Raw genomic sequence first — 21,591 nt, forward strand, 5'->3', positions numbered from 1 at the left:
CCTTACAAGTAAGTTATGCCAGGTGTCGCCGTGCTGATACGCGTACCGGCCTTGCCCTGGACGATCGCTTCGATGTCCGAGAGTGAACCGATCACCGCGGTTTTTCCAGTATGGCGGGCGAACTCGCAGGCTGCCTGGACCTTTGGTCCCATGGAACCGGCCGCGAAGCCGAGTTTTTCCATGTCATCCGGGTGGGCCTGGGCGATGGCTTTCTGGGTGGGTTTACCGAAGTCGATGAACGCCGCGTTGACGTCGGTGGCGATCACCAATAGATCGCTTTCAAGCTGTTCGGCCAGCAGCGCCGAGCACAGGTCTTTGTCGATCACCGCTTCCACACCCTGCAGTTTGCCGCTGGCGTCGTACATCGTCGGGATGCCCCCGCCACCGGCGCAGATCACGATGCTGCCTTTTTCCAGCAGCCACTTGATCGGGCGGATTTCGAAGATGCGTTTCGGTCTCGGGCTGGCCACCACACGGCGGAATTTGTCGCCGTCCGGAGCAATCGCCCAGCCTTTCTCGGCGGCGAGTTTCTCCGCTTCGGCCTTGGTATAGACCGGGCCGATGGGTTTGCTGGGCTTCTGGAACGCCGGATCGTTGGGGTCAACTTCGACCTGGGTCAACAGGGTGGCGAACGGGACTTCGAAGTCCAGCAGGTTGCCCAGTTCCTGTTCGATGATGTAGCCGATCATGCCTTCGGTTTCGGCACCGAGCACGTCCAGCGGGTAAGCGGAAACCTGGGTGTAGGCCGCCGCTTGCAGCGACAGCAGGCCGACCTGCGGACCATTGCCGTGAGCGATCACCAGTTGGTTGCCGGGATGGACCTTGGCGATCTGTTCGGTGGCGATCCGGATGTTGATGCGCTGGTTGTCCGCGGTCATGGGTTCACCCCGGCGGAGCAGGGCGTTACCGCCCAAAGCAACGACGATACGCATAATGCAGTCCTTCTAAACAGAGGTTGCGGGCGATTCGGCCCCGGTTGGAACTCGGTCAATGTGGGAGCTGGCTTGCCTGCGATGCTATCGCCTCGGTCTGTCAGATACACCGAGGTGATGCCATCGCAGGCAAGCCAGCTCCCACAGGGGCTTTGTTCCTGCAGGAGGAACCGGATCGGTCCTTAGATATCCGCCAGCGCCGACACCAGGATCGCCTTGATGGTGTGCATGCGGTTTTCCGCTTGCTCGAAGGCGATGTTGGCCGGCGACTCGAAGACTTCTTCAGTCACTTCAACCCCGTTGGCCAGGTGTGGATAGCGCGCGGCGATGTCTTTGCCGACCTTGGTTTCGCTGTTGTGGAACGCCGGCAGGCAGTGCATGAATTTCACGCGCGGGTTGCCCGAGGCCTTCATCATGTCGGCGTTGACCTGGTACGGCAGCAGTTGCTCGATGCGCTCGTCCCACGCCTCCACCGGCTCGCCCATCGATACCCAGATGTCGGTGTGGATGAAGTCCACGCCCTTGACCGCTTCTTTCGGGTCTTCAGTGATGGTGATGCGCGCGCCGCTTTCGGCGGCGAAGGCCTGGCACTGATCGATGAAGTCCTGATGCGGCCACAGCGCTTTCGGTGCGGCGATGCGCACGTCCATGCCGAGTTTGGCGCCGATCATCAACAGCGAATTGCCCATGTTGTAGCGGGCATCGCCGAGGTAGGCGTAGCTGATGTCGTGCAGCGGCTTGTCGCTGTGTTCACGCATGGTCAGGGTGTCGGCGATCATTTGCGTCGGGTGGAATTCAGCGGTCAAACCGTTGAATACCGGCACGCCGGCGAACTTCGCCAGCTCTTCGACGATTTCCTGTTCGAAGCCGCGGTACTCGATGGCGTCGAACATGCGCCCCAGCACGCGGGCGGTGTCTTTCATGCTTTCCTTGTGGCCGATCTGTGACGACACCGGGTCGATGTAGGTGACGTGGGCGCCCTGGTCATGGGCCGCGACTTCGAAGGCGCACCGGGTGCGGGTCGAGGTTTTTTCGAAGATCAGCGCGATGTTTTTGCCTTGCAGGTGTGGACGCTCGGTGCCGGTGTACTTGGCGCGTTTGAGGTCACGGGACAGGTCCAGCAGGTAGTTCAGCTCGCGAGTGGTGTGGTGCATCAAACTCAGCAGGCTGCGGTTACGCATATTAAAAGCCATGATGGGATCTCCTTTGGTATCGGTTATCCCCCGGGCCGCGCTGGATAAGCGGCGGCCAGGGTTTGAAAGTTAATAGTCGATAGGGTCGCGAATGATCGGGCAGGTCATGCAGTGGCCGCCGCCACGCCCGCGACCGAGTTCACCGGCGCTGATGGTGATGACCTCGATGCCAGCCTTGCGCAGCAGGGTGTTGGTGTAGGTGTTGCGGTCGTAGCCGATCACCACACCTGGTTCCACCGCCACCACGTTGTTGCCGTCGTCCCATTGCTCGCGTTCGGCGGCGAAGCTGTTGCCGCCGGTTTCGACGACGCGCAGCGCTTTCAGGTTGAGGGCCTTGGCCACGGTGTCGAGGAAGCTGGTTTCTTCGCGGCGGATATCGACGCCGCCCGGTTTGCTTTCATCAGGGCGCACGCTGAAGGCGACGATCTGGTTCACCACTTCCGGGAAAATGGTCACGAGGTCGCGGTCGCAGAAGCTGAACACGGTGTCCAGGTGCATCGCTGCGCGGGACTTCGGCAGGCCGGCGACAATCACACGTTCGACAGCCTTGTTCTTGAACAGGTTGACCGCCAATTGGCCAATAGCCTGACGGGACGAACGCTCGCCCATGCCGATCAACACCACGCCGTTGCCGATCGGCATCACGTCGCCGCCCTCAAGGGTGGCGCTGCCATGGTCCTGATCCGGATCGCCGTACCAGATCTGGAAGTCGGCGTTGGTGAACTGCGGGTGGAATTTGTAGATGGCCGTGGTCAGCAGGGTTTCCTGACGCCGTGCCGGCCAGTACATCGGGTTCAACGTCACGCCGCCGTAGATCCAGCACGTGGTGTCGCGGGTGAACTGGGTGTTGGGCAGCGGCGGCAGAATGAAGCTGGAGTGACCGAGAAATTCGCGGAACATCTGAATGGTCTTGCCGCCGAAGCTGTCCGGCAGGTCATCGGCGGAGACGCCGCCAATCAGGAATTCGGCAATCTTTCTCGGCTCCAGGCTACGCAGCCAGGAACCTGTTTCGTTGACCAGCCCCAGGCCCACCGAGTTGGCGGTGATCTTGCGTTCCAGAATCCAGTCCAGCGCTTCTGGAATCGCAACGATGTCGGTCAGCAGGTTGTGCATTTCCAGCACGTCGACGTTGCGCTCGCGCATTTTGGTGACGAAGTCGAAATGGTCACGCTTGGCTTGAGCAACCCACAGCACATCGTCGAAAAGCAGTTCATCACAGTTGTTCGGGGTCAGCCGCTGGTGGGCCAGGCCGGGGGAGCAAACCATGACTTTGCGCAGTTTGCCGGCTTCGGAATGGACGCCGTACTTAACTTTTTCGGTGGTCATTACAGTGATCCTCCAGATGACAAATGAGAGTCGGGTGTTACAGAGTCAGGAAGCCGTCATACAGCCCGTAAGCTGCCACCAGGGCGCCCACGACTACGGCGGCGAAAATCAGCTTCTCGACGTTGGTGAAAACCGGTTTGTTGACTTCAAGTTTGGCCTTGGCAAACAGGATCACGCCGGGCGCATAGAGCAGGGCGGAGAGCAGCAGGTATTTGACGCCGCCGGCATAGATCAACCAGACCGCATAGATCAACGCGACGGCGCCGATGAACAGGTCTTTCCTGCGCTCGGCTATAGCGTTTTCATAACTTTCGCCGCGTACCGCCAGCAGCAGCGCGTAAGCCGCCGACCACAGGTACGGCACCAGAATCATTGAGGTGGCGAGGTAGATCAGCGACAAATAAGTGCTGGCCGAGAACAGCGTGACGATCAGGAACAACTGGACCATGGCGTTGGTCAGCCACAAGGCGTTGGCCGGTACATGGTTGGCGTTTTCCTTGCTCAGGAAGGCCGGCATGGTGTGGTCCTTGGCGGCAGCGAACATGATCTCTGCACACAGCAACACCCACGACAGCAGCGCACCGAGCAACGAGATGATCAGGCCGACGCTGATCAGCACCGCGCCCCAATGACCGACCACATGTTCCAGCACCGCGGCCATGGACGGGTTCTGCAGTTTGGCCAATTCCGGTTGGGTCATGATGCCCAGCGACAGCACGTTCACCAGCACCAGGAACAGCAGCACGGTGATGAAACCGATGACGGTGGCTTTACCGACGTCGCTGCGTTTTTCCGCACGGGCCGAGAAGATGCTTGCGCCTTCGATGCCGATGAACACCCAGACGGTGACCAGCATCATCTTGCGCACCTGGTTCATCACGCTGCCCAGGTCAGGGTTTTTCAGGCCCCAGATGTCGGCGGTGAAGATGTCCAGTTTGAACGCGAACACCGCGATCAGCACGAACAGCAGCAACGGTACGACCTTGGCGACGGTGGTCACAAGGTTGATGAACGCCGCTTCCTTGATGCCCCGCAGCACGAGGAAATGTACGCCCCAGAGCAGCACAGACGCGCCGATCACGGCAGCAACCGTGTTGCCTTCGCCGAAGATCGGAAAGAAGTAACCGAGGGTGCTGAACAACAGAACGAAGTAACCAACGTTACCCAGCCAGGCACTGATCCAGTAACCCCAGGCGGACGAGAAGCCCATGTAGTCGCCGAAACCGGCCTTGGCGTAGGCGTAAACACCGCCGTCCAGATCAGGTTTTCGATTAGCGAGGGTCTGGAAAACGAAGGCCAGGGTCAACATGCCCACTGCGGTAATTGCCCAACCGATAAGAACGGCACCGACGTCTGCACTGGCGGCCATGTTCTGGGGCAAAGAGAAGATCCCGCCACCAATCATTGAGCCGACAACCAATGCAACCAGGGCGCCGAGTTTCAGTTTTCCGGGGGATTCAGACATTGCATGACTCCAGTGCAGGAGAAGAGAGAAAACAGGTTAGTTTTGTTCGCTGTTCAATCATCTGACTTAGATCAATGCATGGTCACATTCCATTGTTAAGTAAAGACTTATGGGTCTTTGGCAGGCATAAGGCTAATGCCCGGAAAGCCCTGTGCAGAGGTCTCGGATAAAAGTGAAAGAAATAAAGCGTATCAGTTGAGGTTTAGACGCTAGTTTGTTTTTTTGTTTTGGCAAGTATTGGTCATTGGGTTTTGCAGTGATATTGATTTATTAGGATCTATCGACAAAACCGCTATTTCCGGACTGCTGCAATAGCGTGATCAGTTATAAATAAAGACAAGATTGGCATTAATTGATAAACGTTATTACGCTTTATCTATTTAGTTAAAAACCGACTATGTGACGGTCTCGAAGCCATAGCGCGGCAGGAAAATGGAGATGCACGAATGTCGCAACCGACGCAAAAGCTTCGCCTGAGTGCGCTGATCGCTTTGGTGGTGGGATCGATGATTGGCGGCGGGATATTTTCCTTACCGCAAAACATGGCGGCGCGTGCCGATGCCGGGGCGATATTGATTGGTTGGGCGATCACTGCCGTGGGCATGCTGACCCTGGCCTTCGTCTTTCAGACCCTGGCCAATCGCAAGCCGGAACTGGACTCCGGGGTATATGCCTACGCCAAGGCAGGTTTTGGCGATTACATGGGTTTTTCCTCCGCTTGGGGATACTGGATCAGCGCCTGGCTGGGCAACGTCGGTTATTTCGTATTGCTGTTCAGTACGCTCGGTTATTTTTTTCCGGTGTTTGGCCAAGGCAACACGCCGATCGCCATCGGCTGCGCGTCGGTGCTGCTGTGGGCGGTACATTTTCTGGTGCTGCGCGGAATCAAGGAAGCGGCGTTCATCAATCAACTGACTACCGTGGCCAAGATCGTGCCGCTGATCATGTTCATCGTCATCGCCGCCGTGGCCTTCAAGGCGGACATCTTCACCCGCGACATCTGGGGTCGCAGCAACCCGAATTTCGGCGGGGTGATGGACCAGGTGCGCAACATGATGCTGGTCACCGTGTTCGTCTTCATCGGCATCGAAGGCGCCAGTGTGTATTCGGCGAGGGCGGAGAAACGTTCGGACGTGGGCCGGGCGACGGTCATCGGTTTTATCGGTGTGTTGGCCCTGCTGGTGCTGGTGAACGTGTTATCCCTCGGGATCATGAGCCAACCGGAATTGGCCACGTTGCAGAACCCGTCGCTGGCGGCGGTGCTGGAACACGTGGTCGGTCATTGGGGCGCGGTGCTGATCAGCGTCGGCCTGGCGGTTTCGCTGCTGGGGGCCTTATTGTCGTGGGCGCTGCTGTGCGCCGAAATCCTTTTCGCCACGGCCAGGGACAAAACCATGCCGGCATTTCTGCAAAAGGAAAACGCCAACCATGTGCCAGTCAACGCGCTGTGGCTGACCAATGTGATGATCCAGATTTTTCTGCTGATCACGCTGTTTTCCGCCGGTACCTACACCAGCCTGATTTACCTCGCCTCGTCGATGATTCTGGTGCCGTATCTGTGGTCGGCGGCGTATGCGGTGTTGTTGAGCGGGCGAGGGGAAACCTATGAGCATGCGTCGGCCGAGCGCACGAAAGACTTGCTGATCGGCGGCATTGCCCTGTGTTACGCGGTTTGGTTGTTGTACGCCGGCGGGGTGAAATACCTGCTGCTCTCGGCGTTGTTGTATGCGCCGGGGGTGATTCTTTTTGCCCAGGCCAAGCGGGAACAGGGCGAGTCTTTGTTTACCCATATCGAGAAGGGGATTTTCAGCTGTGTGGTTGCCGGAGCGGGGTTGGCGGCCTATGGGTTGTATAGCGGATTGTTGTCGTTGTGAGGTTGCTGCTGGCGTATCAACCGCCATATGACTGGTCGGCGATGCTCGGCTTCTTGTCGGCGCGGGCTGTGTTGGGGATGGAAACGGTGGTCGATGGGGTGTACTCACGCAGCATCGCATTGAACGGTGTTCACGGTGTGATTTCGGTCAGGCCAGGGGCGGGCGATGCGCTGGAAGTGACGCTGGATTTTCCCGATTCAGCGGCAGTACCGGAGATTGTCGCGCGGCTACGGCGGATGTTTGATCTGGATGCGAATTTGCCAGCCATTCATCGACAACTGACGGTTGATCCGTTGATGGCGCGCTTGATTGCCGCACGTCCGGGGCTGCGAGTGCCCGGGGCTTGGGATGGGCTGGAGTTGGCCATTCGTGCGGCGCAGGTGCTTTGGACATCGCTGAGCCGACCGGATTGAGCTGAGATGTGTAGTGATTTCCCGGGCATCTTCGCGGGCAAGCCCGCTCCCACAGTGACCGAGTTTCCTTGGAGGAATGCGATCACATGTGGGAGCGGGCTTGCTCGCGAAGGGCCCCGAACAGTCACCACCACTGCGCGCGATGGGAACCCAATTCCCCGGCCGGCAGTGCCCACTGCAACGGTGTCCCGGTGATTTTCAGTGGCACCTGCAGCCGATGGGCCGGCCCCCAAGGTGTCTGTTCAACCAACATCCCTTGATCGCTTTGATCCTCCGCGCGCAACGCCTCATCGGTCCCCGCGCCATGTTCAATCAGCAACTTGGCGGTCCGCGCCAGAGACAACCTGGCCGACCCGCCACGTCCCAATAACTTGATCGCCGCAGCCGCCATCAAATACCCGGTGGCGTGATCAAGCGCCTGTACCGGCAGCGGTGTCGGCTTGTTTGCTTTCTTCCACTGCATCCCTGCTTCGGCAATCCCGCTGCTCATCTGTACCAAACTGTCGAACCCTCGACGGTTCTGCCAGGGGCCGCTCCAACCGTAGGCGTTGAGGCACACATCAATCAGGCCCGGCGCCAGTTTTTGACGCACTGCGACGCCGTAACCCAACCTTTCCAATGCATCGGCGCGGTAGCCATGAAGCAAGATATCGGCGTCCTTGAGCAGACTTTCGAACACCGCGCGATCAGTCTTGTCGTGCAGGTCCAGGCGTGCGCAGCGTTTGCCCAAAGTGACCTCCGGTACCACGCCCGGTTCGTTCCAGGTCGGTGGGTCGATGCGCAAAACATCGGCGCCGAGGCCAGCGAGAAAACGACTGGCGATGGGGCCCGCGAGCACGCGCGTGAGGTCCAGCACCTTGACCCCGGCCAGCGGTTGAGCCACTGAACCCTGCCACGGTTTTGGGTTTTTGCTGTCGTCGGCGGTGAACTGAATTAGCGGTTCGGCATTCACAGCCTGACCTTGGGGGTGGGTCTGCCATTGCTTCCAAGTGCGCATTTCGGCCGCGCAACCACCGGCATCAACTACGGCCTGTTCCAAATCACTTTTCGCCCATTGAGCGACTTTGCTCGCCATCGCGGCGCGGTCGGCACAGGCGCCGAGCACGCTTTCAGCGGCGGCACGATGATGAGGCGCGTTAGTGTGCAAGCGAACCCAGCCGTCCTTGGTCGCATAGTCACCGGCAACCGGGTCCCATAACGGCGGGACGCTCCAGCCCTCGGGGCGGATCGACGTTGCGAACCAGAATGATGCCAGGCGCCGGTCGACTTCAAGGGCAGGCAAACGGCCGGTGTGTTGTTGCAGCAATTCACTGACAGCCTGGCCGGCAGCGGCAATGCTGGCGCAGGCCAGGTCGGTGACGGCAAACGCCGAGGGCAGGGCGCCGCTCGAGGTGAACGGGATTGGGGTGTGCGGCAAGCCGAGTGCGGCTTGAATGGACGTGAGTAAACCAGTCATCGAAGGCCCTCCGGAACGAGAGCCCGAGCATAGATCAAAAATCTTCCAAGCCGGATGAAATCCCCCTGTGGGAGCGAGCCTGCTCGCGATAGCGGTTTTACAGTCGACATCATGGTGAATGTCATTCCGTCATCGCGAGCAGGCTCGCTCCCACAGGAGATTTGTGTCAGGAGGGTGTCGCGAGTGATTCCGGCCGTGACCAGATCCATATATTCCCTAGACCCATGCCCGCGATGGCCAGGTAAATCGGCCAGCCATGATCAAGCATCACCAGCATCAACCCTGCGCACAGCAGCATGCTGACGGTGGCGCTGACCTTGGCGCGACGGGCGATGATTTTGCCGTTGCGCCAGTTGCACAGGATCGGCCCGAACAGCCGATGGTTTTCCAGCCAGGCACTCAGGCGCGGCGAACTTTTGGTCGCGGCCCAGGCAGCCAGCAGGATGAACTCGGTGGTCGGCAGGCCGGGGATGACGATGGCGATCAGACCGATGCCCAGGCTGATGTAAGCCAGCAGGGCGAAGAGGATTCGGGTGAGTTTTGAGGTGGTTGGGTGAGACATGGGGCTCAAGGTAGATCGTGAGGCTTGCGGTAATGCACATACCCTGTAGGAGCGGGGCTTGCTCGCGAATGGGGTCTGACATTCAACAGAGAAGTCGACTGTTACACCGCTTTCCCGAGCAAGCCCGCTCCCACAGGACCGTATTTTCAGGCAAGTTCGGGGGTGGTGGCGTAGGCCTGTTCCAGCAGCACAGTAAAGCGGTTGAACGCATCGATTGCGCCTTTATCCAGCTCGGCTTCTTCCTGCGCGCTGAACGCCAGTGAATCAAGCGTCTTGACGAAGCTTTTCCAGCCTTCAGCGCGGCCACCGGCCGGTTCGGCGAGGTGACGAGCGCCAAAGGTTTCGCTTAAACCAAGACCCACGGCACGCTTGATCAGGAAAGCCGCACCGAGCTTCGAGCCTTCCGAAACAAACAACCAGCCCAAGGCCTCGGCTTTGGCTTTGGCTGGATTGTTGACTGCACCCGCAACCGGGGCCGGAACTTCAGTGTCCAGATCCGCCAGGTCAGCCTTGGCCGCTTCAGCACGGCAGCGGGCCGGTAAGTCCGCAATGATGGCAGCCAGTTGCGCATCGTTGTACAGCGACACCAGTTCCGACTGGAACAAGTACTGCGCAACCACGAAACGCGCGAAGTTGGCCTGGGTTTCGAACGGTGCGTGGGCTTTGACCAACGCGTCGAGTTTGCTGTGAGGTTCGTGAGTGATCTGATTCAAACGTTGCGAACGCAGAGCATGGCGTTGAGCAGTGTCCTGGGAAGTCATGAGAAGTCCTTGAGAAAAAGAGGCGCTTGGTAACGAGACGAACGGGGCGGCGCCAGACAGTAAAAAAATCCCCGCGCTCCTGTGAAAGAGCGCAGGGAGGACACTGGGTCAGATATCCCAGACCAGATTGACCGCGAAGTTGCGACCCGGTTGGGTCAGGCGATCGAGGTTGGCCGGTTGCGTCACCGAGGCTTCGCCGACGCTGTCGTAACCGCGCACGTCATCCCACTGCCAGTATTTCTTGTCGGTCAGGTTGTACAGGCCTGCGTTGAGGGTCAGATCGTCGGTCACCTTGTAGAAACCCGCGAGGTCAAGCACGCCATAGCCCGGGGTCTTGAACTGAGTGCTGGTGCCGTCCGGAGTGTTGAAGCTGGTGCTGTCGACCCGGGTTTTGCGTTTGACCAGGGTCCAGCTCAACAGGCCACCGTAGGTGTCCTGGTCATAACCCAGACCGAACACGCCAGTCAGCGGGTTGATGCTGTTAAGCGGCTCGCCGCTGTCATCGTTGCGACCGTGCAGGTAGGACACCGAGCCTTGGGTGTAGAGACCGTTCGGCGCACCGAAGCTGTCCAGGTTCAGGCGACCCTTGAGCTCCAGGCCCTTGATGGTGGCGTGCTTGATGTTGTTGCTCTGGAATGTGGTTTCGGTGTAACCGGGGGTGATGGCGTTTTCGTCGATGAAGTCGCGGTACTTGTTGTAGAACACCGCCACATCGAAGGTGCCCGCGTCGAACTGGCCGCGCAGGCCGGTTTCATAGCTCTTGCTCTTTTCCGGTTTCAGGTCGGGATTGGGCTCGACCTGATAGCCGCCGGACAGGTTTTCGAAGCGGCCATACAAGGCTTTGGCGGTCGGCGTACGGAAGCCTTCGGCGTACTGGCCGTACCAGGTGTAGTTGTCGTTGAAGCTGTAGGTGGTACCGAATTTGGGTGACAGCCGATGCCAGGTCTTGGTGTCGTCGCTGACCACGCCGTTGCCGCTCTGGTCGGCGGTGACCAGGAACTCGTCGGTGATGTGCGGCTTGAGCTGGGTGTAGTCATAGCGTGCGCCGGGCAGGAAGGTCCAGTTGTTCCAGCTGATCTCATCCTGGGCGAACAGGCTATAGGAGTTGATGGTCGGATCCGGGAAATCGCTGGCCGGGGTCAGGGTGTCGGCGGCGCTGGCGGCACCGATACTGCGGCAGCTGCCGGCCACGGTCAGGCAAGTGCCGCTACCGGTACGCAGGCCGGTGACTTTGTTCTGTTTGAGGGTGGTGCCATAGGTAACGCGGTGGTCGGTGTTGGCGATGGCGAACGACTTGTCGGCCTGGGCATCGAACACCCATTGGCGATCCTTGTAGGTGGTTTCTCGGGTACGCAGCACCGTGCGCGACGGCGCGTAGATTTCTTCGGTGCTCTGGTCGGTCTTGGCGATCTGGTAGTTCAGCGTCCACTTGATGTGATCGGCCAAGGCGCTGTCCAGACCGAAGCTGTGCTCCAGACCGAAGCGTTCACGGGTGATGGTGTCGTTGCCGGTACGCGATTTATAGAAACCGAAACCGCGTCCCGCGTTGAATGGGCCGCCCACCGCGCTCAGTTGGTTGGTGTCGCGGTCATCCTTGTAGTGCTCGTAAGTCAGCCCGAAGCGCGAGTCGTCGGCGTAGTTCCAGCCCAGTTTTGCCAGCACGTTGGTGGTGCGTACGTCCTCGGGGTTGGCCTCCGAGCGGTTCAGGCCGGTGCCGCCGGTTTCGCCATAGGATTCTGTTTCATGACCATTGCGCTGGCTCAGGTGCAGCAGGCCGTCGAACTCGCCGGTGCGGCCGGCCACGGTGCCGGAGGTCAGCCAGCTGTCATCGGCCGAGCTGTAGCCAGTCTTCAGGCGTGCGCCGACGTCTTTGCCGGGCTTGATGATGTCGTCCGGGTCGAGGGTGTAGTAGCTGACCGCGCCGCCGATAGCGCTGCTGCCATACAGCACCGAAGCCGGTCCGCGGAGGATTTCCACGCGCTTGACGATTTCCGGGTCGACATAGTTGCGGTTGGTCTGGGCATACGGGCCGTTGAAGAAACCGTCGGGCACCTGCACCCCATCGACCTGAGTCAACACGCGGTCACCGTCGATGCCGCGGATGTTGTAGCCGGTGAGGCCGCTGCGCTGACCGGCACCCCCCACCGAAACACCGGGCTCGTAACGCACCAGATCCTTGATGCTATTGACGTTGTTGCGGTCCAGTTCTTCGCGGGTATGGACAGTGACAGTGCTCGGCACGCTGGCCAAGTCTTGTTCCTGACGGGTGGCGCTGATGGTCACCTGTTGCAGATTGAGGGCGCCGCTGGTGCTGCGTTTTTCCAGCACGATGTTGTTATTGCCCAGTTTGCGATAGCTCAAGTTGGTCCCCACCAACAGGCGATCCAGGGCTTTTTCCGGCGGCAGCGAACCCCGCACACCCGGCGAGGCCACGCCTTCAGCCAGTTCGGCCGGCAAGCCGACTTGCCAACCGGTGACGGCGGTAAACGCATTGAGCGCCGACACCAGCGGCTGCTGCGCAATCGCGAATGAATAATCGCCCATGTTGCGGCTCGGTTGTTCGGCGGCAGTGGCGGCCATGAGCGATGCACTGCCGGCCATCAGGATGGCGGCGGTCAACAGGGACAATACGCGTGAAGGTGAAGAGGATTGGCGGGTAAGGCGAGAGGACATCGATAGCGCTCCGTGTCGCACGAATCTTTATAGGTGCTGATGGGCATCGCGAGATGCGAATCAATTGCATTGGCTATAACGAGACGAACGAGCTTCAGCTATCGAGTAAAAATAATTCTCATTTAGTTCAGGATCACCAACGAGGGGAATTCCTGAAGTCTGGCGGAAGTGATGTGCGCGAGGGAACGGACCACATCCAGTGGCTGGTCAAGCCGGTAATTACCGGTGACGGCGACGTCGGCCAACTGCTCGTTGGTGTTGATGATCCAGCCCGGATAGTAGCGGCGCAGTTCCGCCAGCACCTGGCTCAGCGGGCAGTTCTCGAACACCAGCCGACCCTGGACCCAGGCCAGATCGGTGGCCGCATCGAGCCTGGCCGGATGGTCGAAACCGTTGGGGCCGATGCGGATGCTTTCGCCGGCGGAGAGCCGCACTCGCGCATCGTTACGCGTGGCGCGCAAATCGACATCGCCGCGCTGCACCCGAACCTGGGCCACGCCGTCCAGATAACGCACGGCAAACGCGGTATCGCGCACACTGGCCTTGACCGGCCCGGCGTCGATCTCCAGCGGCTCGGCGCGATTGGCCGGCACTTCGAAAAACGCCTCGCCCTGATACAAGCGCGCCACGCGCTGCTGATCGTTGATGGTGCTGGAAAACGCCGAATTGGTGTTCAGCAGGACTTTCGAGCCGTCCTCCAGTTGCAGGCGCTGGCGTTCACCGATCACGGTCAGATGATCCGCCTGAAGGCGCATCGGCAGATTGCTGAAACTGAACAACCCGAGAATCAGCACTGCCGCCGTGGCCAACGGTCTCCAGTGCGGGCGCAGGCGCGACAGGACGGTCACTTTCGGCGGCTGGGCGGCCAGGTTTTGCGCGCATTGCGTAACCTGCAGGCCGTCCCAGATCGCCTGCGCCTTGGCAAACGCCTCGGCATGCAACGGGTCGGCGTCGAGCCAGTCATGGAATTGTCGGGTCTGTTCTTCGCTCGGACTGCCCAACACGATGAGCCAGTCCATAGCCTGGTCCATTGCGCTGGCGGAGTCCCGCGCCGGGGAGGGCGGAGGGGAGCGATGGGTGTCCGTCACGGTGTTTCCTCGGCAGTGTCTGTGCACGGCTGTTTTTTTAGTGAAGCTCGAAGTGGAGCAAGAGTAGCAAAGCCTGCGCGCGTAAATCTGCGCTCTCAGTCGCCGTTTAGCCGCTGCGCGATGCCGATGCAGATCGCCATGATCAGCTTCAGCTCCTTTTGCACGGTGCTCAACGACACGCCGAGCTTCTCGGCAATCTCCAGATAGCTGTGCCCGTGCAGGCGACTGAGGATGAAAATCTGCTGCTGACGCGGGCTGAGTTCACTGAGGCTCACGTTCAAGCGTTCGAGCAACTGTTCGGCATGAGCGGCATCTTCGGCGCTACTGACGGGTGAGGCGACCGCCTGCACCACGTCCGGCGGTACATTGTCGAGCATCGTGCGGGACTGGATGCGTCGCGCACGCAGATGGTCCAGCGCCAGGTTGCGGGCGGTCTGGAACACGAAGGGTTCAAGGTGATCGATGGCCCGCTCGCTGAGCGCTCGGGTCACGCGCAGGTAGGTTTCCTGCAAGAGGTCTTCGGCGGTGCTGTGATTGTTGACCATCCGCTCCAGCGTGCGCAGCAGCGAGACGCGCTGGGCGATGAAGAGGTGATTGAAGCGCGATTGACTCACGGGAGGACCTGATCCATTTCGAGCAAATGATAATGCTTATCATCCGCTCGAATGGTCAAGTGCTGATTTGTGACGCTTTACCCACGACCCAGCAGATAGGTCGCGTAATCCGGGATGCGGTGTTCGTGAGCCTGATCCATCAACGGGCTGCTGAGGAGGTAATCGGCGCTGCATTCGTTGCAGGCCACCGGGATGTTCCAAACTGCCGCGACCCGCAGCAGCGCCTTGATGTCCGGGTCGTGGGGTTGCGGTTCGAACGGGTCCCAGAAGAACACCAGCATATCGACCCGCTGCTCGGCGATTCGCGCGCCCAGTTGTTGGTCGCCGCCCAGCGGACCGCTGATCATGCTTTCCACCGGCAGGTCGAGGCGTTGTTGTAACAACAACCCCGTTGTGCCGGTGGCGACCAGTTCATGTTGCGCGAGTTTGTCTTTCTGCCGCTCGGCCCAGTCCAGCAAAAATACTTTGCAGTGGTCGTGGGCAACCAGGGCGATACGCTTGCGCGCTGCCAGGGTTTTTTGCGTAAAGCTGATACCGATCATCGCTTGCTTCTCCCAGGCGTAATGCGCCGCGTAGGAGCTGCCGAAGGTTGCGATCTTTTGATCTTGATCTTTGTCGGCTTCACAACCGCCAGGATCAAAAGATCGCAGCCTGCGGCAGCTCCTACAGGTCCGCGTCGACGCAGGTGTCGAGCTGTTTATTCTGCGTTGCAGAGAGCCAGGCAGTTATCGAGCATGCGGTTGGAGAAGCCCCATTCGTTGTCGTACCAGGCCAGCACTTTGAGCAGCTTGCCGCTGGACTTGGTGTGGTTGGCGTCGAAGATCGACGACAGCGGGTTATGGTTGAAGTCGCTGGAAACCAGCGGCAGGGTGTTGTAACCCAGGATCTTCGAGTGCTGGCTGGCTTGTTTGAGCATCGCGTTGACTTCATCGGCCGACGCTTCGCGCTTGAGCTGCACGGTCAGGTCCACCAGCGACACGTTGATCACTGGAACACGCACCGCCATGCCGGTCAGTTTGCCCGCCAGTTCCGGCAGCACCAGGCCCACTGCTTCAGCGGCGCCGGTCTTGCTCGGGATCATGTTCTGGGTGGCGGAACGGGCGCGGTACGGGTCGGTGTGGTAGACGTCGGTCAGGTTCTGGTCGTTGGTGTAGGCATGGATGGTGGTCATCAGACCGCTTTCGATGCCCAGCTCGCGGTGCAGCACCTGGGCCACCGGGGCCAGGCAGTTGGTGGTGCATGAGGCGTTGGAAATAATCTGGTGCGACTGGCGCAGAATGTCGTGGTTAACCCCATAAACCACGGTGGCGTCGGCGCCTTTGGCCGGGGCCGAGATAATCACTTTGCGCGCGCCGGCCGTAATATGTGCGGCGGCTTTGGCACGGTCGGTGAACAGACCGGTGCATTCGAACACGACGTCGACCTTTTCCGCGGCCCAAGGCAATTCGGCCGGGTTGCGAATGGCGCTGACCGAAATACGGTCGCCGTTGACGGTCAGGCTTTCCTGATCGTGCTGGACATCGGCATCGAATGTGCCGTGAACGGTGTCGTACTTGAGCAGATGGGCATTCATCGAGCTGTCGCCCAGATCGTTGATCGCTACGATCTGCAGATCATGACGATAACCTTGGGTATACAGTGCGCGCAGGACATTACGGCCGATACGGCCAAAACCATTGATTGCAATTCGAAGAGTCATTTACAGCGCCGCCGTCGTTTTGTTGTTGGAATTACAAGATTATTCGCAAAAAAATAGAAAACAAGCCTTTTTAGTGGCAATATTTTGTTTTATCTACAACGAGTGACCTGAATCAACTGGTCCGAATGATCAAGAAAACCGTCTGTCATCCCAATCACAGCGGTGCTTGATCAGCATAGACAATCAGGTCGCCACATCCGTTAGCCTGGAGTTCTACACATGCATCCCCGCGTCCTTGAGGTCACCGAACGGCTTATCGCCCGCAGCCGCACCACGCGTGAGGCTTACCTTGCATTGATCCGCGGCGCCGCCAGCGACGGCCCGATGCGCGGCAAGCTGCAATGCGCCAACTTCGCCCATGGCGTAGCCGGGTGTGGCAGCGACGACAAGCACAGCCTGCGGATGATGAACTCCGCCAACATCGCAATAGTTTCGTCATATAACGACATGCTCTCGGCGCACCAGCCGTACGAAGTCTTTCCTGAACAGATCAAAAAAGCCCTGCGCGAAATCGGCTCCGTCGGCCAGTTCGCCGGTGGCACACCTGCGATGTGCGATGGCGTGACCCAGGGCGAGCCGGGCATGGAACTGAGCCTGCCGAGCCGCGAAGTGATCGCGCTGTCCACCGCTGTCGCGCTGTCCCACAACATGTTCGACGGCGCGTTGATGCTCGGCATCTGCGACAAGATCGTGCCGGGCCTGATGATGGGCGCGTTGCGTTTCGGTCATCTGCCGACGATTTTCGTGCCGGGCGGGCCGATGGTTTCGGGCATTTCCAACAAGCAGAAAGCCGATGTGCGTCAGCGCTACGCCGAAGGCAAGGCGACGCGCGAAGAGCTGCTGGAATCGGAGATGAAGTCCTACCACAGCCCTGGCACCTGCACTTTCTACGGCACCGCCAACACCAACCAGTTGCTGATGGAAGTCATGGGCCTGCACTTGCCGGGCGCCTCTTTCGTCAACCCGAACACCCCGTTGCGCGATGCCCTGACCCGCGAAGCGGCGCACCAGGTCACCCGCCTGACCAAGCAGAACGGCGACTTCATGCCGATCGGCGAAATCGTCGACGAGCGTTCGCTGGTCAACTCCATCGTGGCCCTGCACGCCACGGGCGGCTCGACCAACCACACCCTGCACATGCCGGCCATCGCCATGGCCGCGGGCATCCAGTTGACCTGGCAGGACATGGCCGACCTCTCCGAGGTGGTGCCGACCCTGAGCCACGTGTACCCGAACGGCAAAGCCGACATCAACCACTTCCAGGCGGCGGGCGGCATGTCGTTCTTGATCCGCGAACTGCTGGAAGCCGGGCTGCTGCACGAAAACGTCAACACGGTGCTCGGCCACGGCCTGAGCCGCTACACCATGGAACCGTTCCTCGAAAACGGCGAACTGGTCTGGCGCGAAGGCCCGATCGAAAGCCTCGACGAAACCATCCTGCGTCCAGTCGCGCGTGCGTTCTCGCCAGAGGGCGGCTTGCGGGTGATGGAAGGCAACCTCGGCCGTGGCGTGATGAAAGTTTCCGCCGTCGCTTTGGAAAACCAGGTCGTCGAAGCACCGGCCATGGTGTTCCAGGATCAGCAGGATCTGGCCGATGCATTCAAGGCCGGTTTGCTCGAGAAGGATTTTGTCGCGGTGATGCGCTTCCAGGGGCCGCGTTCCAACGGCATGCCGGAACTGCACAAGATGACGCCGTTCCTCGGCGTGCTGCAGGATCGCGGTTTCAAAGTCGCGTTGGTCACTGACGGGCGTATGTCCGGCGCCTCGGGGAAAATCCCGGCGGCGATTCACGTCAGCCCCGAAGCTTATGTGGGCGGCGCTTTGGCGCGAGTGCAAGAGGGCGATATCATCCGCGTCGATGGCGTCAAAGGCACTCTGGAGCTTAAGGTGGACGCCGAAGAATTCGCAGCGCGCGAGCCAGCCAAAGGTTTGTTGGGCAACAACATTGGCAGCGGTCGCGAACTGTTTGGTTTCATGCGCATGGCCTTCAGCTCCGCAGAGCAAGGCGCCAGCGCCTTTACTTCTGCCCTGGAGACGCTTAATTGAAACTGGCTTTGGTCGGTGACATCGGTGGTACCAACGCACGTTTCGCGTTGTGGAAAAACCAGCAGCTGGAATCGGTCCAGGTGCTGGCGACGGCAGACCACGCCAGCCCGGAGGAGGCGATTGCGCTCTACCTGAGCGGGCTCGGTCTGGCGCCGGGTTCGATCGGTTCGGTGTGCCTCTCCGTGGCTGGCCCCGTGAGCGGTGATGAATTCAAGTTCACCAACAATCACTGGCGACTCAGTCGCAAGGGGTTCTGCACGACTTTGCAGGTGGATCAACTGCTGCTGGTCAACGATTTTTCGGCGATGGCGCTGGGCATGACTCGCTTGCAACCGGGCGAGTTTCGGGTGGTCTGCGAAGGCACGCCGGAACCGTTGCGGCCAGCGGTGGTGATCGGCCCGGGCACTGGCTTGGGCGTGGGCACCTTACTCGATCTGGGCGAGGGCCGTTTTGCCCCATTGCCGGGGGAGGGCGGTCACGTCGATCTGCCGCTGAGCAGCCCGCGAGAAACCCAGCTGTGGCAACACATCTTCAACGAGATCGGCCATGTCAGCGCTGAAACGGCGTTGAGCGGCAGTGGTTTGCCGCGAGTCTACCGGGCGATCTGCGCGGTGGACGGGCACACGCCAGTGCTCGACACGCCTGAGTCGATTACGGCGGCGGGGCTGGCGGGCGATCCGATTGCCCTGGAAGTGCTCGAGCAGTTCTGCTGCTGGCTCGGTCGCGTGGCCGGCAACAATGTGCTGACCACCGGTGCACGGGGTGGTGTTTACATCGTTGGCGGGGTGATTCCACGGTTTGCCGATTTCTTCATCGAAAGCGGTTTCGCCCGGTGCTTCGCCGACAAGGGGTGCATGAGCGATTACTTCAAAGGCATTCCGGTGTGGCTGGTGACGGCGCCGTATTCCGGCCTTGTGGGTGCGGGTGTGGCGCTGGATCAGGCTTGAAACCGCGTCGCCTTCATCGCGGGCAAGCCACGCTCCCACAGGATTATCTACATTCTGAAAATGTGCGCATAACCTTGTGGGAGCGGGCTTGCCCGCGATGAGGCCCTCACAGACAACATAGATCCTTGAACGATCAGGCATAATCCTCTCTAACACAAACAACAAGGACGCCGCCCCGTGAGCTCAGTCAACAAGTCGATTTTGTTGGTCGATGACGATCAAGAGATACGCGAGTTGCTGGACACCTATCTGACCCGCGCCGGTTTCCAGGTCCGCACCACGCCCGATGGCGCAGGCTTTCGTCAGGCCCTGAACGAGGCGCCGAGCGATCTGGTGATTCTCGACGTGATGCTGCCGGACGAAGACGGTTTCAGCCTTTGCCGCTGGATCCGTCAGCACCCGCGCCAGGCCCATGTACCGATCATCATGCTCACCGCCAGCTCCGACGAGGCCGATCGCGTCATCGGTTTGGAACTGGGCGCCGACGACTACCTTGGCAAACCCTTCAGCCCCCGTGAATTGCAGGCGCGCATCAAAGCCTTGTTGCGCCGCGCGCAGTTCGGTCAGGAGCGTTCCGGCAGTGAAGTGCTGGCCTTCGATGATTGGCGGCTGGACATGGTCAGCCATCGACTGTTCCACATCGACGGCGAGGAAGTGATTCTCTCGGGCGCCGATTTCGCGCTGCTGAAACTGTTCCTCGATCACCCTCAGGAAATCCTCGATCGCGACACCATCGGCAACGCTACCCGTGGCCGTGACCTGATGCCGCTGGATCGCATCGTCGACATGGCCGTCAGCCGTTTGCGCCAGCGCCTGCGCGACACCGAAAAACCGCCACGGCTGATCCGTACCGTGCGCGGCAGTGGCTACCAACTGGCAGCCAACGTGGTTGCCAGCAATGGTCACTGAGTTCCTGCGCAAGCTCGCCGGGCGGGTGCCGGTGCCGCGCTCGTTGCTCGGGCGCATGTTGTTGCTGACCCTGCTGGCGGTATTGTTCGCCCAGACGCTGTCGAGCGTGATCTGGGTCTCGCAATTGCGCGCCACGCAGCTTGAAGGCCTGGTCACCAGTGCCCGCAGCCTGGCCCATTCGATGACGGCCAGCGTCAGTTATTTCCGCTCGTTGCCGGTAGCGTTTCGGCCGCTGGTGCTCGATCAATTGCGCAGCATGGGCGGCACCCGGTTCGTGGTGACGCTCAACGACAAACCCTTGGGCATGGAAGTGCTGCCAATCACCCCGCGCAAAGAAGCGGTGCTCAAAGCGGTGGACGAAGTGCTGCGCCAGTCGCTGGGCCAGGACACCGACATCTCGGTGACCTTCGTCAGCCCCGAAGACCTGCGGATTTTCAACGGCGGCTTGAAGCTCGATGAGTTGCCGCGTTCCTGGGCGCACTACGCGTTGACCCTGGAGCCGGTGAATCCGCCGGTGCTGGTCACGCAAATCCAGATGGCACCGGGGGAATGGCTGTACATCGCCTCCCTGTTGCCCGAGCCCTACACCAGTCTTGAAGAACAAGGCCTGCCGGCGCAGCAGGTCTGGTTCATCGTGCTCACCAGCGGTTTCTTGCTGCTGTTCATCGGCCTGCTGGTGCACTGGCAGAGCCGACCACTCAAGCGATTGGCGCGGGCGGCGCGGGACATGTCTCTGGGGGCCGAAGTCGAACCGGTGGCCGAGGGCGGCGGCAGTGAAGTGGTGGAAGTGGGGCGCGCTTTCAATGCGATGCGCGAGCGCATCAGCCGTTACCTGACCGAACGCAGCCAATTGTTCAGCGCGATATCCCATGACTTGCGCACGCCGATCACCCGCTTGCGATTGCGGGTGGAATTGCTTGAAGACGAAAAGCTGCAAGCCAAATTCGGTCGTGATCTGGATGAGCTGGAGTTGCTGGTCAAAGGCGCGTTGCAATGCGTGAAAGACACCGACATCCACGAAAACATCGAGCCGGTGGACCTCAACCATGTGCTCGACTGTCTGGTGGAACCGTATCTGGCGCCCAACGGCAATGGCCGTGTGACTCAACATGGCCGGGCGTTGGCGCCGTATCCCGGCAAGCCGTTGGCGCTCAAGCGTTGCATCGGCAACCTGATCGACAACGCCTTGAAATATGGGCAGAACGCACATCTGCACATCGATGACGACGAAAGCGCGTTTGTCCTGCATGTCGACGATGAAGGGCCGGGTGTGCCGGAGCAGCGGTTGGAGCAGGTGTTCGAGCCGCACTTCCGCTTGGCCGGGCAGCAGCAGGGTTATGGCCTGGGGCTGGGGATCGCGCGCAACATTGCCCATAGCCATGGTGGTGAAGTCAGCCTGCAAAACCTGCGTGAAGGTGGGTTGCGGGTGACGTTGCAATTGCCGCGTAGTGTTGATTAGCCTGTGGCGAGGGGGCTTGCCCCCGTTGGAGTGCGAAGCGCTCCCCGAGCAGTCACCGCGGCTCACCTGAAGGAGCGAGCTGGCAGGTTTTCACGACTGCTTCGCAGCCGAACGGGGCGATGCGGCGTTCCGACAAGCCCCCTCGCCACAAGTAATCACTCACCCCAACATCTG

17 protein-coding genes and 1 pseudogene are annotated in these 21,591 nt (G+C 60.2%); 6 read left to right on the plus strand and 12 right to left on the minus strand.

All coding sequences use genetic code 11. The features are described from left to right. Positions 1-2: 2 nt before the first annotated feature. The 4 genes from arcC to arcD (KGB18_RS17130) form a co-directional block, all read right to left on the minus strand. Positions 3-932: a carbamate kinase gene (gene arcC / locus KGB18_RS17115; RefSeq protein ID WP_123719277.1), complete on the minus strand. Its 930-nt coding sequence runs from the start codon at positions 930-932 to the stop codon at positions 3-5. A gap of 182 nt (positions 933-1,114) precedes the next feature. Next, positions 1,115-2,125 carry an ornithine carbamoyltransferase gene (locus KGB18_RS17120; protein ID WP_223570270.1) on the minus strand — a complete coding sequence of 337 codons (1,011 nt, stop codon included), beginning with the start codon at positions 2,123-2,125 and terminating at the stop codon, positions 1,115-1,117. Between the two features lie 69 nt (positions 2,126-2,194). Further along, entirely contained in the window at positions 2,195-3,451 is a 1,257-nt protein-coding gene (gene arcA / locus KGB18_RS17125; RefSeq protein ID WP_123719276.1) for an arginine deiminase, read from the minus strand. A 37-nt stretch (positions 3,452-3,488) separates the two neighbouring features. Next, positions 3,489-4,916 carry an arginine-ornithine antiporter gene (arcD, locus tag KGB18_RS17130; RefSeq protein WP_223570271.1) on the minus strand — a complete coding sequence of 476 codons (1,428 nt, stop codon included), beginning with the start codon at positions 4,914-4,916 and terminating at the stop codon, positions 3,489-3,491. A gap of 446 nt (positions 4,917-5,362) precedes the next feature. On the opposite strand from arcD (KGB18_RS17130), the gene arcD (KGB18_RS17135) reads away from it, so the two are divergent. Together arcD (KGB18_RS17135) and KGB18_RS17140 are read left to right on the plus strand one after the other, a co-directional pair. Beyond that, positions 5,363-6,790, plus strand: a complete 1,428-nt coding sequence (arcD, locus tag KGB18_RS17135) for an arginine-ornithine antiporter (protein ID WP_123719274.1) — start codon at positions 5,363-5,365, stop codon at positions 6,788-6,790. Beyond that, positions 6,787-7,164, plus strand: a pseudogene (locus tag KGB18_RS17140) (AlkA N-terminal domain-containing protein); the annotation flags it as partial. The gene arcD (KGB18_RS17135) and the pseudogene KGB18_RS17140, both read left to right, overlap by 4 nt. Positions 7,165-7,327: 163 nt before the next feature. On the opposite strand, the gene KGB18_RS17145 reads toward KGB18_RS17140, so the two are convergent. The 8 genes from KGB18_RS17145 to gap form a co-directional block, all read right to left on the minus strand. Further along, positions 7,328-8,659, minus strand: coding sequence for a CoA transferase (locus KGB18_RS17145; RefSeq protein ID WP_223570272.1), 1,332 nt, complete (start codon positions 8,657-8,659; stop codon positions 7,328-7,330). 166 nt (positions 8,660-8,825) lie between these two features. Beyond that, on the minus strand, positions 8,826-9,221 hold the full coding sequence (locus KGB18_RS17150; protein ID WP_052967954.1) for a YbaN family protein: 396 nt from the start codon (positions 9,219-9,221) through the stop codon (positions 8,826-8,828). 146 nt (positions 9,222-9,367) lie between these two features. Beyond that, on the minus strand, positions 9,368-9,982 hold the full coding sequence (locus KGB18_RS17155; RefSeq protein WP_223570273.1) for a biliverdin-producing heme oxygenase: 615 nt from the start codon (positions 9,980-9,982) through the stop codon (positions 9,368-9,370). Positions 9,983-10,090: 108 nt separating this feature from the next. Then, entirely contained in the window at positions 10,091-12,655 is a 2,565-nt protein-coding gene (locus KGB18_RS17160) for a TonB-dependent receptor (RefSeq protein ID WP_223570274.1), read from the minus strand. A gap of 122 nt (positions 12,656-12,777) precedes the next feature. Then, positions 12,778-13,743: a FecR family protein gene (locus KGB18_RS17165; RefSeq protein WP_223570275.1), complete on the minus strand. Its 966-nt coding sequence runs from the start codon at positions 13,741-13,743 to the stop codon at positions 12,778-12,780. Between the two features lie 95 nt (positions 13,744-13,838). Further along, complete coding sequence (locus KGB18_RS17170; RefSeq protein ID WP_123719268.1) at positions 13,839-14,357, minus strand: RNA polymerase sigma factor; 519 nt, start codon at positions 14,355-14,357, stop codon at positions 13,839-13,841. A gap of 77 nt (positions 14,358-14,434) precedes the next feature. After that, positions 14,435-14,899 carry a methylglyoxal synthase gene (locus tag KGB18_RS17175; RefSeq protein WP_007903352.1) on the minus strand — a complete coding sequence of 155 codons (465 nt, stop codon included), beginning with the start codon at positions 14,897-14,899 and terminating at the stop codon, positions 14,435-14,437. 155 nt (positions 14,900-15,054) lie between these two features. Further along, positions 15,055-16,056 (minus strand): type I glyceraldehyde-3-phosphate dehydrogenase, encoded by a 1,002-nt coding sequence (gene gap, locus KGB18_RS17180; protein WP_223570276.1) that lies wholly within the window; start codon positions 16,054-16,056, stop codon positions 15,055-15,057. A 219-nt stretch (positions 16,057-16,275) separates the two neighbouring features. On the opposite strand from gap, the gene edd reads away from it, so the two are divergent. The 4 genes from edd to KGB18_RS17200 all read left to right on the plus strand — a co-directional run bounded on the left by edd (position 16,276) and on the right by KGB18_RS17200 (position 21,417). Then, positions 16,276-18,102, plus strand: coding sequence for a phosphogluconate dehydratase (gene edd / locus KGB18_RS17185; protein ID WP_008072944.1), 1,827 nt, complete (start codon positions 16,276-16,278; stop codon positions 18,100-18,102). Continuing rightward, entirely contained in the window at positions 18,099-19,049 is a 951-nt protein-coding gene (locus KGB18_RS17190) for a glucokinase (protein WP_223570277.1), read from the plus strand. Before edd ends, KGB18_RS17190 begins: the two co-directional genes overlap by 4 nt. Positions 19,050-19,226: 177 nt before the next feature. Further along, positions 19,227-19,958 (plus strand): response regulator, encoded by a 732-nt coding sequence (locus KGB18_RS17195; RefSeq protein WP_008006907.1) that lies wholly within the window; start codon positions 19,227-19,229, stop codon positions 19,956-19,958. A gap of 31 nt (positions 19,959-19,989) precedes the next feature. After that, complete coding sequence (locus KGB18_RS17200) at positions 19,990-21,417, plus strand: ATP-binding protein (protein WP_201060690.1); 1,428 nt, start codon at positions 19,990-19,992, stop codon at positions 21,415-21,417. The last annotated feature ends 174 nt before the right edge of the window (positions 21,418-21,591 follow it).

The organism is Pseudomonas sp. BF-R-26 (genome assembly GCF_019947395.1).
In the GTDB taxonomy this organism is placed as follows: domain Bacteria; phylum Pseudomonadota; class Gammaproteobacteria; order Pseudomonadales; family Pseudomonadaceae; genus Aquipseudomonas; species Aquipseudomonas farris.

Coding starts and splice junctions, on each gene's coding strand:
- arcC (WP_123719277.1), bottom strand. CDS start 932: ATGCGTATCGTCGTTGCTTTGGGCGGTAACGCCCTGCTCCGCCGGGGT.
- KGB18_RS17120 (WP_223570270.1), bottom strand. CDS start 2,125: ATGGCTTTTAATATGCGTAACCGCAGCCTGCTGAGTTTGATGCACCAC.
- arcA (WP_123719276.1), bottom strand. CDS start 3,451: ATGACCACCGAAAAAGTTAAGTACGGCGTCCATTCCGAAGCCGGCAAA.
- arcD (WP_223570271.1), bottom strand. CDS start 4,916: ATGTCTGAATCCCCCGGAAAACTGAAACTCGGCGCCCTGGTTGCATTG.
- arcD (WP_123719274.1), top strand. CDS start 5,363: ATGTCGCAACCGACGCAAAAGCTTCGCCTGAGTGCGCTGATCGCTTTG.
- KGB18_RS17145 (WP_223570272.1), bottom strand. CDS start 8,659: ATGACTGGTTTACTCACGTCCATTCAAGCCGCACTCGGCTTGCCGCAC.
- KGB18_RS17150 (WP_052967954.1), bottom strand. CDS start 9,221: ATGTCTCACCCAACCACCTCAAAACTCACCCGAATCCTCTTCGCCCTG.
- KGB18_RS17155 (WP_223570273.1), bottom strand. CDS start 9,982: ATGACTTCCCAGGACACTGCTCAACGCCATGCTCTGCGTTCGCAACGT.
- KGB18_RS17160 (WP_223570274.1), bottom strand. CDS start 12,655: ATGTCCTCTCGCCTTACCCGCCAATCCTCTTCACCTTCACGCGTATTG.
- KGB18_RS17175 (WP_007903352.1), bottom strand. CDS start 14,899: ATGATCGGTATCAGCTTTACGCAAAAAACCCTGGCAGCGCGCAAGCGT.
- gap (WP_223570276.1), bottom strand. CDS start 16,056: ATGACTCTTCGAATTGCAATCAATGGTTTTGGCCGTATCGGCCGTAAT.
- edd (WP_008072944.1), top strand. CDS start 16,276: ATGCATCCCCGCGTCCTTGAGGTCACCGAACGGCTTATCGCCCGCAGC.